This window comes from Pantoea phosphatilytica (genome assembly GCF_051025615.1).
GTDB lineage: Bacteria > Pseudomonadota > Gammaproteobacteria > Enterobacterales > Enterobacteriaceae > Pantoea.
Genome location: NZ_JBPFDF010000001.1, coordinates 455,820 through 469,791, shown reverse-complemented (window position 1 = coordinate 469,791; position 13,972 = coordinate 455,820). Strand labels below are relative to the sequence as shown.

Genomic DNA, 13,972 nt, shown 5'->3' with positions numbered 1-13,972 from the left:
CCATCCCGGTTATTTTTGCCATAACAACAGCGGCATCAGGCCGACACCGATGTGACTCAGCGGCCAATTCCCACCATAATAGGCAGCATCTGAAACCACCAGGCTGGACTGTTCATGGAAAGCTTTACCGCAGGTTTAATCTCCCTTGAGGAGGCGCAACAAAAAATGCTGTCACAGCTGACGCCCATCACTGACTCGCTCAGCGTGACGCTGGCGGAGGCCACCGGCCGTATTACGGCCAGTGCCGTCACCTCCCCGATTGCTGTGCCACCCTTTGATAACTCCGCGATGGATGGTTACGCCGTCCGGCTGGCCGACGCCAGCAGCGGTCAGCCGCTCCCCGTGGCAGGAAAAGCCTTTGCCGGCGCTCCGTTCAGCGGTGAATGGCCAGCGGGCAGCGTGATCCGCATTATGACCGGCGCGCCGGTTCCCGCAGGCTGTGAAGCGGTGGTGATGCAGGAGCAGACCGAAACCGAGGGCAACGCGATTGTGATTACCGCCCCGGTGCGTCCGGGACAGAATATCCGCCTGACGGGTGACGATATTCAGCCCGGCAACGTGGTGCTGGCGGCGGGAACGCGCCTGGGCGCAGCAGAGCTGCCGCTGCTCGCCTCGCTCGGCATCGCCCAGGTCAGCGTGCTGCGAAAACTGCGGGTCGCGATTTTCTCCACCGGTGATGAACTCCGGCCGGTCGGTGAACCGCTGGCGGAAGGCGAGATTTACGACACCAACCGCTTTGCGGTGTCGCTGATGCTGCAGAAGCTGGGTTGCGACGTGATCGACATGGGCATCATCAAAGACGATCCCGCCGCGCTTCGCGCCGCGTTTAAAGAGGCGGATCGGCAGGCGGATGTGGTGATCAGCACCGGCGGCGTCTCCGTCGGTGAAGCGGATTTCACCAAAAGTATGCTGGAAGAGCTGGGCGCCATCAGCTTCTGGAAACTGGCGATCAAACCCGGTAAGCCCTTTGCCTTTGGCCGCCTCAGCAGCAGCTGGTTCTGCGGTCTGCCGGGCAATCCGGTCTCTGCCGCCGTCACCTTCTATCAGCTGGTGCAGCCGCTGCTTGCCACCCTCACCGGCCAGCAGAAACCGGCTCTGCCGCCGCGTCAGAAAGTGCGCTGTGCCTCGCGCCTGAAAAAATCACCGGGCCGGCTCGACTTCCAGCGCGGCATCCTGCGGCAGAACGCCCGGGGTGAACCGGAAGTGGAAACCACCGGCATGCAGGGTTCCCACGTCTTCAGCTCGTTCGCTCAGGCAAACTGCTTCATTGTGCTGGAACGGGATCGCGGCAACGTGGAACCGGGCGAGTGGGTGGAAGTAGAACCCTTCAACACCCTGCTGGAGGCGTAAATGCTGCCCGAATTAAGCGATGAGGAGATGCTGCGCTATAACCGGCAGATTGTCCTGCGCGGCTTCGATTTTGACGGGCAGGAGCGGCTGAAAGCGAGTCATGCCCTTATCGTCGGACTGGGTGGACTGGGCTGTGCCGCTGCGCCCTATCTGGCGGCGGCCGGTGTCGGCAACCTGACGCTGCTCGACTTTGACACCGTCTCGCACTCTAACCTGCAACGGCAGATCCTGCATCATGATGCCGATATCGGCCGTGCCAAAGTGGATTCAGCCGCGCAGAGTCTGGCCGCCATCAATCCCCACTGCCAGCTCAGTCCGATCAACGGGCAGCTGGACGATGCGGCTCTGCTGGCGCTGATTGCCCGACAGCAGGTGGTGCTGGACTGCACCGACAACGTTACGGTGCGCGAACAGCTTAACCGGCTCTGTCGTCAGCAGCAGGTTCCGCTGGTGTCCGGTGCGGCGATCAGGATGGAAGGTCAGATTAGCGTATTCAGCTGGCAGCCCGGCACCCCCTGCTATCGCTGCATCAGCCGCCTGTTTGGCGAGCAAACGCTGAGCTGCGTGGAAGCGGGGGTCATGGCGCCGCTGGTGGGTGTCGTCGGCGCGATGCAGGCGATGGAGGCGATTAAGGTGCTGACCGACTTTGGCTCACCCGCCACCAGCCGGTTGCTGATGTACGATGCCATGAGCGCGGAATTCCGCAGCATGAAGGTGGCGCAGGACGCGCACTGTGAAGTCTGTGGCAATGGGGCTTAACCTGCGTGGGCCCGGCCACAGGCGCAACTCAGGGATGGGATATGTCATCGCCCGCACTGCCCTTTTCAGCCAGCTCAATGTCCAAAGCCAGGGGAGCATACGCCTGAAGAAAAGCATAGCGGGCCAGGGATGGCGCTACTGCGTCTTTGCGGAAGGCGTATGCTTCCTGAAGCCCGCACAGGAGCAGCCGATTGCTCAGCCTGGGTCAACTAAACCGGGAAAAGCCTGTGCTGCCCCACTCATCAGCCAAAAAAAACGGGGTGGCCCGCGCCACCCCGTTTTCATCAGACGATGCCCTGACTCCGCAGGTAATCCTCATAATTACCGGTGAAGTCGATCACGCGATCCTCTTTCAGCTCGATCACGCGGGTTGCCAGCGAGCTGACAAACTCACGGTCGTGCGAAACAAAGATCAGCGTGCCTTCATACATCTCCAGCGCCATATTGAGCGATTCAATCGACTCCATATCGAGGTGGTTGGTCGGCTCATCCATAATCAGGATGTTCGGTTTTTCCATCATCAGCTTACCGAACAGCATACGACCCTTTTCACCACCCGACAGCACTTTCGCCGGCTTCTTAATATCGTCCTGGGAAAACAGCAGACGCCCCAGAATACCGCGAATGGTCTGCTCATCATCGCCGGGCTGCTTCCACTGACTCATCCAGTCAAATACCGTCAGGTCATTAGCAAAATCGTCGGCGTGATCCTGAGCGTAATAACCAATACGCGCATTCTCTGACCATTTAATGCTGCCGCTCTCCGGCGTAAGCTGACCCACCAGCGTTTTCAGCAGTGTCGATTTACCAATACCGTTCGCCCCGATGATCGCCAGCTTTTCACCCACTTCCAGCAGCAGATTTAAATTTTTAAACAGCGGACCATTATCAAACCCTTTGGTTATTCCTTCCACTTCCAGCGCATTACGGAACAATTTTTTGTCCTGCTCAAAGCGGATAAACGGGTTCTGACGACTGGAGGCTTTGACTTCATCCAGCTTAATTTTATCCATCTGTTTAGCGCGTGATGTCGCCTGACGTGATTTAGAGGCGTTGGCGCTAAAGCGGCTGACAAACGATTGCAGGTCGGCAATCTGCGCTTTTTTCTTGGCGTTATCGGCTAACAGACGTTCACGCGCCTGGGTCGCCGCGGTCATATATTCGTCATAATTACCGGAATAGACGCGCAGCTCGCCATAATCCAAATCGGCCATGTGCGTGCAGACCATATTAAGGAAGTGACGGTCATGCGAAATGATAATCATGGTGCTGTCACGCTCGTTCAGCACCTGCTCCAGCCAGCGAATGGTATCGATATCCAGGTTGTTCGTCGGTTCATCGAGTAACAAAATATCGGGATTCGAAAACAGCGCCTGCGCCAGAAGAACACGTAATTTAAAGCCCGGCGCAATTTCACTCATCGGGCCATAATGCTGCTCAACCGGAATGCCCACGCCGAGTAATAACTCACCGGCGCGAGACTCGGCACTGTAGCCATCCATCTCACCGTAAAGCGCCTCCAGATCGCCAACCTTATATCCCTCTTCTTCGCTCATCTCCGGCAGAGAATAGATACGGTCGCGCTCCTGCTTCACTTCCCATAATTCATGGTGACCCATGATAACGGTGTCGAGAACGCTGAACTCTTCGAAGGCGAACTGATCCTGACGCAGCTTACCAATGCGTTCATTGGGATCGTAAGAGACGTTGCCGCCTGTCGGCACCAGATCGCCACCCAAAATCTTCATGAAGGTGGATTTTCCGCTGCCGTTCGCACCGATTAAACCGTAACGATTACCGCCGCCAAATTTAACGGAGATATTTTCGAACAGTGGCTTGCTGCCAAACTGCATGGTGATATTGCTGCTAACTAACACGGCATTGACCTTTGTGAAGAAATGGATGAAAAAACGGCGGCTATTATGCCAGATGTGACGCAGCGCACGCCAGCGCCAGGCGTGGATTCCTCGCGGGGCGATTGATATCCCGGCAGAAATAAAAAAGCCGGGAGGCCATTGTGGCCCCCCGGCTCCCGCTTACAAGGATTGTGTCGATCAATCGATCAGGAAACTTTCCAGGGTTTTGCCGGAATCCAGCGCTTTTTTAATCGCTGCCGGGGTACGGCCCTGACCCGTCCAGGATTTCTGCTCACCGTTTTCGTCGGTGTAAGAATATTTAGCCGGACGCGGCGCACGCTTGGTACGTTTTTTTCCGCTTTCCAGCGCGCCTAATAATTCATTAGGGTCGATGCCGTCAGCCAGCAGCATTTCGCGATATTTCGACAGCTTTTCTTCTTTTTCGCGATTCTGCGTCTCTTCCGCTTCTGCTTCTTCACGGCGTTCAGTAACAACGACGGTTAATTTTTCCAGGATCTCTTCGAGATCGGTAAGTGGAAGTTCACGAGCCTGGGCACGTAATGTGCGAATATTGTTCAGAACCTTAAATGCGTCACTCATCACAATGTCCTTGATTAAGGGGGGTTAATAAAACTGTAGCGCCAAGACTACCTAATTCAAATAAAAAAATAAATTATTTTTACGCTACAGATAATTCTTAACTATTAATTGCGCTGAAACAGGACTATTAAAATCGCGCTGGCCTGACGTTTTATTAACGGCTAATTAACAACGAACTGCGTTTCTGCTCCGGGATTGAAAACGATTTCAGCCTCTTTATCCCGCCTGCGGGTCTTAAAACGGCGTGGCAAAAAGCGGGCTGCGCAGCCAGAATATTTCGTGCAACGGCCCGGCCTGCACCGATAAAAAAAGCGTAGCAAACGCGATCTCAGTCACAATACCTTACATATTATGCTTAAAAAACCGCCCCCGCTGCCGGTAAATAGCGCAAAAGAATTAACGCTGTGCGGTTTTTTTATAATACGACTTACCGCCTGTTAACTTTTTCCTGCCGCTGCGGTTTCCGGCAGGGTCAGATTATTCGCAGTTTGCTAAGCAGGACAATAACAGTCGCATCCGGTGCCGCAGAACGAATAGCGCCAGGCTTCCTCTTCACGGAGTCTTAAGGCGCACTGAACAAATCTTCAGGCAAATAAATTCAGAAAAGTGACAGGGTTCAAAATCCTGAATCGACACAGGCCGGTGACTTAAAAATAAATCCGGGCGGCAGAGACGGATAATAAACGGGTGCGTTACACGGCGTTATTTTTCGTCACCTGCCGGGGCAGTTTCACTGAGATGGCCCTTTATTCAACAGGTTAGATCAATACTCGCGTAAGAATAACCTGGAAAATCAGCGGGGAGAGTGAAGCGAAGGAGGTCGGGCGGTCAGGGCCTGTCAGCCGCGACCGCCAGAAGATTAATTCGCCTGCGTGGCCGGGCCAAAGACCGGGAACTGCGGCATATCAACGTTCTGATAGGTTTCCCAGCCGCCACCCAGGGCTTTATAGAGCGCCACAAGGTCGAGCGCGCTCTGCATCCGTGCCTGTGTCGCCTGCTCCTGCGCCTGGGCGAGTTGCCTTTGCGCATCCAGCACCTCCAGGAAGGTGGAGAGCCCCTGACGATAACTGTCGCTGGCAAGATCGAAGGTGCGCTGCAGGGCGCCGGTAGTCTCATCCAGCGCCGTAACACGCTGCTGATCGGCGCGGTAGCTCACCAGCGCGTTCTCCACATCCTGCAACGCCGTCAGAACCGTCTGCCGATATTCCAGCGCGGCGCTGGCCTGCTGCGCCCGCGCCAGCTTCACGCTCGATACCAGCTGTCCCCCCTGGAAGATGGGTATCGATAACGATGGACCGTAACTGTAGAAATGGCTGCTCCAGTTATCCAGATAACTGACGTCGGTGTTGCGGACCCCAAGCTGCCCGGTCAGCGACAGGCTCGGGAAAAGCTGCGCCACAGAAACCCCGATCTCCGCGGTTTGTGCATGCAAGGTCGCTTCAGCCTGACGAATATCGGGCCGACGCCGCGCCAGCGTGGCGGGAATGCCCACCGGCACAAACTGTGGCAGCGTCGGCAGGGCTTTCGGGGTCGCGAGCTCTGCATCCAGCGCTCCGGGCGTTTTCCCGAGCAATACCGCTAATCCATTCATCGCCTGCCGCGCCTGTGACTGATACTGCGGCAGTTGCGCCTGCAGCGAACTGAGCTGGGCACGCGCATTTTCTACATCAGTCAGCGGAGCCAGACCATTCTGCTGCTGACTCCGGGTCAGCTCGGTCGTCTGCTGTGCCACATCAATCTGCTGCTGCAGCGTCTGAATGGTGCTCTGCGCGCCGCGCAGCTGTAGCCAGGCGCGCGCCACTTCCGCCTCCAGTGAAACCAGCGCGTCGTTACGCTGCTCAATCGCCGCCTGCTGCTGAGCATTGGCAGCCTCAACCTGGCGGCGTACTTTGCCCCACAGATCGAGCTCCCAGCTGGCATCGAAACTGCCCTGGTAAAGGTTAACCGGCTGGGTTAACCCGTTAAGCTGGCTGGCCACACTGCTGTCCAGCTGGTCGGTTGCACCATTGGCCTCCAGTAATCCTTTCAGCCCGAGCTGCTGACGCGTCACCTTCGCTGAGCCGCCCAGGCTGGGGAACAGGCTGCCCTGCGCCTGTGTCAGCTGTTCACGCGCACCGGCAATGCGCAGCACCGTCTGTTGCAGGCTCAGGTTGCCCGCCATTGCCCGTTCGATCAGGCTGTCGAGCTGCGGATCGTTGAAGCTGCGCCACCAGCGGGTGTTGATCGCGCGGGTCTGCGGCTTCGACCCCTCCTGTGAATCCAGGCCGTGATAGCTTCCCGGCACCACCGGTTTCGGCGCCTGATAGTCCGGTCCGACGGCGCACCCCGCCAGCACCAGGGCGAGCAGAAGGCTCAGGGGTTTCAGGCGATGAGAGTAAAAAACCTTCATGTTAGTGTGCTCCTGCACTGCCTTCGCTCTTAATCGGCGACAGCAGCCAACAAAATGGAATCAAAATCAGGGCGACAATACTCAGGCCTGAGAAGACATCGATATAAGCGAGAATGCGCGACTGGACGATCATCTCCTTATAGAGCTGACCGGTGGCCAGCGTAATCGGATCGCCCACCGCTGAAGTAAAGTCACGGATAGCCTGTGCCCAGTGCTGCAGCGTAATGTTGAACGGCTCGTTCAGTGGCGTCATGTTGTGCACCATGTGAGCCGACCGTACCTGTTCGCGCTCTGTAATTGCCGCCGTTGAGAGCGAGATCCCGATGGATCCTGCCACGTTACGGAACATGGTGAACAGCGCCGAGGCGTCAGCGTTGAGCCGCTGCGGGATGGTGATAAAGGCGATGGTCGTCAGCGGCACAAACAGGAAGCCCAGTCCGATAGACTGCGCGCTGCGCATCATCACCAGCGTAGTGAAATCCACATCCGGCGTCAGGGTCGAGGAGTAGAAAAACGCCATCGCCAGACAGCTGAAACCAAAGGCGATGATGTAGCGCGTCTGCACGACTGGCATCAGTTTCAGGACCAGCGGGATGGTCAGAACGATCAGTATCGCACCCGGCGAGAGCACCAGACCTGACCAGGTAGCGGTATACCCCAGATCCTGCTGCGCCAGCTGGGGCAGCACCACGGAGCTGCCATAAAGAATCATCGCCATACCCGCCATCAGCAGCCCGGCGACCCAGAAGTTGCGGTCCTTCATCACCAGGATATCAACCACCGGTTTGCGGGCATACATCAGCCAGTAGATCGCACCGACGATACCGACCAGCGCCAGCACCGCAAACAGAACGATAAAGTGTGAGCCGAACCAGTCCTCATCCTCGCCGCGATCCAGCATCACCTGCAGACAGCCCAGCCCCAGGGTAATCAGACCGATGCCGATATAATCGATATTCAGTTTGCCTTTGGCCCATTTACGCTCCCACGGCGGATCTTCCAGCAGCTGATAAATCGCCAGCACCGTCAGCACGCCCACCGGAATGTTAATAAAGAACACCCAGCGCCAGCTGTAGTTGTCGGTGATCCAGCCGCCTAATGTCGGGCCGATGACCGGCGCAACGATAATGGCGATAGAGGAGAGACCAAAGGCCTTGCCGCGATCCTCCGCCTTAAAGTAGTCCAGCAGCACGGACTGCTGAACCGGCTGCAGACCGCCGCCGAAGAAGCCCTGCAGCACACGGAACAGAATGATCTGCCACAGTTCGGTGGCGATACCGCACAGGAAAGAGCAGATGGTGAACATCACGATGCAGATCAGGAAAAACTGTTTCCGGCCAAACAGTCGGCTGAAAAACGCAGAGATAGGCAGGACGATGCCGTTCGCCACCAGATAGGAGGTCAGCACCCAGGTTGACTCATCGTAACTGGAGGAGAGTGAACCGGCGATGTGCGGCAGCGCCACGTTAACGATGGTGGTGTCGAGGATCTCCATAAACACTGCCAGCGTCACCGTGATCGCCACTAACCACGGATTGCTGGCGGGTTTCCAGCTCTGCGCCGTACTCATTCCACTGTGACCTTAGGTTCGACAGAGAGGCCCAGCGGCAGCGGATGGTTCGGGTCCAGACCTTTGTCGATGACGATCTTGACCGGCACGCGCTGTACGATCTTCACGTAGTTGCCGGTAGCGTTTTCAGACGGGAAGGTGGAGAAGCGTGAACCGGACCCCATCTGGATGCTGTCGACATGCCCTTCCAGCTTCATGTCCGGCCAGGCATCCACGCTGATTTCCACTTTGTCGCCCGGATTCATGCGCTCCAGCTGCGACTCTTTAAAATTCGCGGTGATCCAGATATCGGGTGAAACCAGTGAAAACAGCGAGGAGCCCGCCTGCACCAGCGTACCCAGCTGGACGTTACGTTTGGTGATGAACCCGTCATAGGGCGCACGCACCTGGGTGTAAGAGAGATTGAGATCGGCGGTGCTCAGCTGGGCTTTCGCCTGCTCAACCTGCTGCTGACGCGCTTCAACATTGGTCTGCTGCTGACGAATCTGCAGGGCAACCTGAGAGGCGACTTCGACCTGCGCTTTGGCGCTCTGGAGCTGCGCCTGCGCCGAACGTAACTGCGCAGAGGCGCTGTCGATATTGCGCTGGCTTGTGGCCCGGGGATCAACACCGCGCTGGCGACGGTAATCCGCCTGCGCGTTAAGCAGGTTAGCCTCAGCTTTCGCCTGCTCAGCCAGCGCCTGATCGCGCTGCGCCGGATACTGAACCCGCGACAGGGCCAGTTGCGCCTGCGCCTGATGCAGTTGCGCCACGGCCAGACCGAGCTGCGCCTGCGCCTGTTCACGCTGGGCACGGTTGTCGCTGGGATCGATCTCTACCAGCAGATCGCCCTTCTTCACCCGCTGGTTATCGTTCACCAGTAACTTCACGACGTAGCCAGACGCTTTAGGCGCAATGGTCACCGCATCGCCCTCAGTGAAAGCATCATCGGTGGTTTCCAGATTCCGGTTAGCAAACCAGAACCAGAAGCCGACAATCAGCATAATCACCACCACTACCGCCAGAATAATCAGCGGCTTTTTACCGGGGCGTTTACGCTCCGGCTGCTGGTCGTTGTCCTGATTATCGTCTGACTGAGAGTTGTTCTCCGTCTCGTTATCTGCGTCCTGCTGGTGTGGATCGCGTTGCTTGTTCTCGCTCATAGTTTCCATCACTGGCTAAGGCCCTGATTCCGGGCATAAAGGTCCTGTTAACCTTATATCGGAAACTGACAAAATCCAGCGCAACTTTACGAAACTTGAGAAATGGCGCACATCCTGCCACCTGTGCGGGGTGGCAGGACGTGTCAGTGCTAATTGAGCAGCCGCAGCAGCAGCCAGCCGCTGGCCATTGACCAGGCCAGCAGAGGAAGGGAAAAGAGATGGAAGCGCCACCAGACGGCCCGATCTTTCGCCATTCGCAGGGCGATCAGATTCGCGAGCGATCCCGGCAGCAGACCGAAACCACCAATGTTAACCGCCCAGGCAAGCAGATCCGTTGGCGGCACTTTTTGCAGTAGCAGAATGGTCGCGGGCACATTACTGATCACCTGCGACAGGCCAATCGCCAGCAGGTAGAGTTGTCCCTGACCAAAGTGTGACACCGCATCAAAATGAGCCTGCATCACCGGCAGGCGCGTCAGCAGGAAGACATCGATAAACATGGCGATAAACACCGCCAGCAGACTCCAGTCGATGCGCATCAGCACCGGACGGGCCATCACCAGGAAAGTGGCCAGAATCAGCAGCAGGATCCAGCCTGTGATTTCGAGCTCCAGTCCGGCGATAAACAGCAGATAGAGAGCCACGCTGACGATAAATAGCGGTTTCTGCCACTGGGGCTGTTCCGGGTTCTCATGTTTATCAATCGAACGCTTTGAAAAGCTGAACCAGGTCAACACCACCAGACTCAGCAGCAGCCAGACGGCCAGCGGCAGCATCTGCACGATAAACGCGATCACGCTGAGTTTGCCGTGGCTCCATAACAGGATATTCTGCGGATTGCCGACCGGTGTCAGCAGCGATCCGGCATTCACCGCCAGCGCTTCAAAGATGATCAGACGCGAAATCGGCAGATGCGAAAACTTGCGCAGCGTCAGCGTTAACGGCACCAGGATAAACAGCGCCACGTCGTTGGTCAGAAAGGTAGAGAGCAGCGCCGCCGCCAGCACCATAAACAGTGCCAGCGCCCGTTCGTGGCGGAAACGTGCAATCAGCCGGCTTCCCAGCACATCAAAATAGCCGCTGGTTTCCAGCCCCTTGGTCAGAATTAACAGGCCGGTGAGCGTAATAATGGTGTGCCAGTCTACGGCGCCCGGCAGATCGGCCCAGCGAAAATCCGCCAGACATGCCAGAACAACACCAATCACGATTAATAAATGCAAAATTGAGTCATGCAAAAAAGATCGAAGCAGTTGAGGCATGATGAGGGTACGCCTTAGCGTTAGCGGGTTTCGGAGAATTTCTTAAATACAGCCAGAGTTTCATCACTGACGTGATGTTCAATACCTTCTGAATCGCGTCGGGCCGTTTCAGGGCTGATGCCCAACGCCAGCAGAAAACTTTCCACAATATGGTGACGGGCGCGACTCTCTTCCGCCAGCTTTTCGCCTTCACTGGTCAGAAAGACGCCGCGATAAGGCACCTGCTCAACCAGCCCGGCGCTGCCAAGCCGTTTCAGCATTTTTGCTACGGTAGGCTGCGAAACGCCCAGACGGGCCGCCATATCAACCTGACGCGCTTCGCCAAATTCGCCAATTAAATCAGAGATTAACTCAACGTAGTCATCAATTAACTCGCGACGATGCGCTTCGCGCACCTGCCGAAACCCTTCGACATGCTCTTCAATATCTTTCAGTGGTCCTTTCGGCGCAGAAACCACGCTCTTAGCACGACGACTCATTAAGTTTCCTCATTATTATTTTCCGTACGACTGCGGCTGTACGGATTTAGCTGCGCTTATTGTAAACCAGCCGCAAAGAAGCTCAAATTTTTCGTCATTAGCCTTGGCTAAGGGATATAGCCAGTGCTATATTTGATGATAATGTAAGCAGCAAAACGACGATCCTGCGGGATCCCGCTACAATGGTGTTGAGCATGTCTCTCACCCCGGCTGCTGACGATTGCGTCGACAATGATTGGGAGGTGATTCTATGAGCACCCTGAAATGTTGCCTGGATTGCAGCAAATGCTTCCAGATGGAGAAGAAAACATCCACAGAGATGAAATCCTGGCTCTGCCTGCTGACGCGTTCCCCCTTTACACTGCGTCTGATGTTGATTGAAAAACTGCTGGGCCATAAGCCTGCCGACCCCCGCTGTCAGAATCTGATCTGGCGCGGCTAAGCACGATTCAGCGCCTTTCAGCCCCTGGCTGAGAGGCCCCTCTTCTTTCTCATTCTCAGATTTCTTTCTCAGTGCACAAGGTAACGCGTTCAGCGGCGGCACAGTCACGTCCAAAAAGTACGTTGAGGTAGCACAGGGAAAAAGCGGTGCGCGCCAGAGGCGGACATAAATTGCAGGCAATAAAAAACGGCCCGCAAGGGGCCGTTTTCTGGCAGGTCAGCTAAGATTAGAAGCTGTAACCTACGCCAGCAATCCAGGTACCCACGTCGACGCTGCGGATACGGCTCTGCTCGTAGCCCACATCCAGTGCAACGTTTTCGATTGGGTTGAACTGCAGGCCTGCGCCGTAAGAGAAGCCTACGTCGCTTGAATCAGTTTTAGCGCGTGATGCAGTATCGTTCTGCTGGAATTTACCGTAGCCGATACCTACAACACCGTAGATGCTTGCCCAGTCGTTCAGACGGTAAGCAGGACCACCCGTCACACCGTAGTACTGACCTTTGTTGTATACGCCAGCGTCAGTGCGATCTTTTTCGGTGTAGGTGAATGAACCGATCCAGCCCAGTGGGTTAGAACCGTCTTCGTAGCGGTATTTCAGGTTGAAGCCGTTAGCTTTGTTAGCCACGCCCTGATAGTCGCTCTGAGCATAGCCACCAGTTACGGTGCTCTGTGCCATTGCTGAACCTGCAGATACTGCCAGTACACAGGCTAATGCTGAAAGACATGCAATTTTTTTCATAACCACCTCAAATGTGAAAGTACTTCTCTCCTGACAACGCTAAAAATATAACAAAAAATAGCGAGAAACTCTGCCCGGATTTTGTTGTCTAAGAGAATGTTTGGTGTAACAGGAAGTTAATGCGACATCCTATGTCATTCATTTTTCTTATAAAATCCGTCATCTTCCTGCAACAATCATTTTGTGCTCATTTCGTGCTTTAAGTAAATTCCTAAAAAATCCTGACATTTCTTTACCTTGATGGCCCTGATTCTGACTAAAAATCGTACAGTTAACGCAAATTTAAAACGCAAAACTGTGATTTTTTGTTCGTTATTTCCTTTACACTGGCTCTCTCACTATGTCGATGACCAGGAAAAGTACACAGGATGTCTGCCTCTCCCGCTTCTAAAAATCTTACCCCGATAGTGATGCCTGTGGCCGTACTGCTGATCGCGATGCTGTCGCTTCAGGGTGGCGCGTCGCTGGCGAAAAGCCTCTTTCCCGCCGTCGGGGCCACCGGCATTACCGCGCTGCGTCTGACCTTTGGCACCCTGATTCTCTGCGTCATCTTCAAACCCTGGCGTCTGCACTTCCGGCGGGAACAGCGTCTGCCGCTGCTGATGTATGGCGTGGCATTAGGTGGAATGAACTTTATGTTCTATCTGGCGATCCGCACCGCGCCGCTGGGTGTTGCCGTCGGGCTGGAATTTACCGGCCCGCTGGCGCTGGCGCTGTTTGGGTCGCGCCGGCCGCTGGATTTCATCTGGGTGCTGCTCGCTGTGGCGGGTTTATGGTTTCTGCTGCCGTTTGGCTCCGATATGACGGCAATCGATCCGCTGGGCGCGGCGCTGGCCGTCGGCGCCGGTGCCTGCTGGGCGGTTTATATTCTGGCAGGTCAGCGGGCGGGCGCAGAGCATGGCCCGGCCACGGTCGCCCTCGGTTCACTGATCGCTTCGGTGATTTTTGTGCCGCTGGGCGTGTTTTTCGCAGAAAGTGGCCTCTGGCAGTGGGAAGTCATGCCGCTCGCCCTGCTGATTGCTCTGCTCTCCAGTGCCATCCCCTACTCTCTGGAGATGATTGCACTGACCCGCTTACCGGCGCGTATCTTTGGCACGCTGATGAGCCTGGAGCCGGCGATGGCCGCCTTTTCAGGTATGCTCTTTCTGGGTGAGACCCTGACTGCGCTGCAGTGGCTTGCCCTGCTGGCGATCATTGCCGCGTCGGCCGGATCAACGCTGACGATGCGACCCAAAAAGAGCCAGTTAAACAGCGTTGAATTATCAGACGATAAACCTCAATAACGCCTTTCAGCCCATCCCGCCGATGGGCTGAATAACAATCATGATTATCATGAGAATTATTCCCGCCTCTGCATCCTCAACGACTTTTTCTATTTGAAACAGAC

Annotated in this window: 12 protein-coding genes; 4 read left to right on the top strand and 8 right to left on the bottom strand. The window is 55.9% G+C overall.

Going from position 1 to position 13,972, the window contains the following annotated elements:
* Positions 1 to 114 precede the first annotated feature (114 nt).
* Positions 115 to 1,350 carry a molybdopterin molybdotransferase MoeA gene (gene moeA, locus ACR6AS_RS02470; RefSeq protein WP_434161028.1) on the top strand — a complete coding sequence of 412 codons (1,236 nt, stop codon included), beginning with the start codon at positions 115 to 117 and terminating at the stop codon, positions 1,348 to 1,350.
* A complete protein-coding gene (gene moeB / locus ACR6AS_RS02465) occupies positions 1,351 to 2,109 on the top strand; it encodes a molybdopterin-synthase adenylyltransferase MoeB (protein WP_111140556.1) in 759 nt (252 codons plus the stop codon).
* A gap of 284 nt (positions 2,110 to 2,393) precedes the next feature.
* Here the strand turns inward: moeB and ACR6AS_RS02460 are convergent, their stop codons facing one another.
* From ACR6AS_RS02460 to mntR, 7 genes are all read right to left on the bottom strand, one after another.
* Positions 2,394 to 3,986 carry an ABC-F family ATPase gene (locus ACR6AS_RS02460; protein WP_111140557.1) on the bottom strand — a complete coding sequence of 531 codons (1,593 nt, stop codon included), beginning with the start codon at positions 3,984 to 3,986 and terminating at the stop codon, positions 2,394 to 2,396.
* A gap of 177 nt (positions 3,987 to 4,163) precedes the next feature.
* The gene (locus ACR6AS_RS02455) at positions 4,164 to 4,565 is read right to left on the bottom strand and encodes an H-NS family histone-like protein (protein ID WP_111140558.1); all 402 of its coding nucleotides are present in this window, start codon (positions 4,563 to 4,565) and stop codon (positions 4,164 to 4,166) included.
* A gap of 859 nt (positions 4,566 to 5,424) precedes the next feature.
* On the bottom strand, positions 5,425 to 6,954 hold the full coding sequence (locus tag ACR6AS_RS02450; RefSeq protein WP_434161025.1) for an efflux transporter outer membrane subunit: 1,530 nt from the start codon (positions 6,952 to 6,954) through the stop codon (positions 5,425 to 5,427).
* Between the two features lies 1 nt (position 6,955).
* Complete coding sequence (locus ACR6AS_RS02445) at positions 6,956 to 8,524, bottom strand: DHA2 family efflux MFS transporter permease subunit (RefSeq protein WP_111140560.1); 1,569 nt, start codon at positions 8,522 to 8,524, stop codon at positions 6,956 to 6,958.
* A complete protein-coding gene (locus ACR6AS_RS02440; RefSeq protein WP_111140561.1) occupies positions 8,521 to 9,666 on the bottom strand; it encodes an HlyD family secretion protein in 1,146 nt (381 codons plus the stop codon). Before ACR6AS_RS02440 ends, ACR6AS_RS02445 begins: the two co-directional genes overlap by 4 nt.
* 149 nt (positions 9,667 to 9,815) lie before the next feature.
* A complete protein-coding gene (locus tag ACR6AS_RS02435) occupies positions 9,816 to 10,925 on the bottom strand; it encodes an SLC13 family permease (protein WP_293773828.1) in 1,110 nt (369 codons plus the stop codon).
* Between the two features lie 20 nt (positions 10,926 to 10,945).
* Positions 10,946 to 11,404, bottom strand: coding sequence for a manganese-binding transcriptional regulator MntR (mntR, locus tag ACR6AS_RS02430; protein WP_003850512.1), 459 nt, complete (start codon positions 11,402 to 11,404; stop codon positions 10,946 to 10,948).
* A gap of 250 nt (positions 11,405 to 11,654) precedes the next feature.
* Between mntR and ACR6AS_RS02425 the strand changes: the two genes are divergently transcribed.
* A complete protein-coding gene (locus ACR6AS_RS02425; RefSeq protein WP_111140563.1) occupies positions 11,655 to 11,846 on the top strand; it encodes a hypothetical protein in 192 nt (63 codons plus the stop codon).
* A gap of 226 nt (positions 11,847 to 12,072) precedes the next feature.
* Here ACR6AS_RS02425 and ompX read toward each other — a convergent pair whose 3' ends face one another.
* Entirely contained in the window at positions 12,073 to 12,585 is a 513-nt protein-coding gene (gene ompX / locus ACR6AS_RS02420; protein WP_111140564.1) for an outer membrane protein OmpX, read from the bottom strand.
* A gap of 368 nt (positions 12,586 to 12,953) precedes the next feature.
* On the opposite strand from ompX, the gene rhtA reads away from it, so the two are divergent.
* A complete protein-coding gene (gene rhtA / locus ACR6AS_RS02415) occupies positions 12,954 to 13,868 on the top strand; it encodes a threonine/homoserine exporter RhtA (RefSeq protein ID WP_434161021.1) in 915 nt (304 codons plus the stop codon).
* Positions 13,869 to 13,972: the final 104 nt, after the last annotated feature.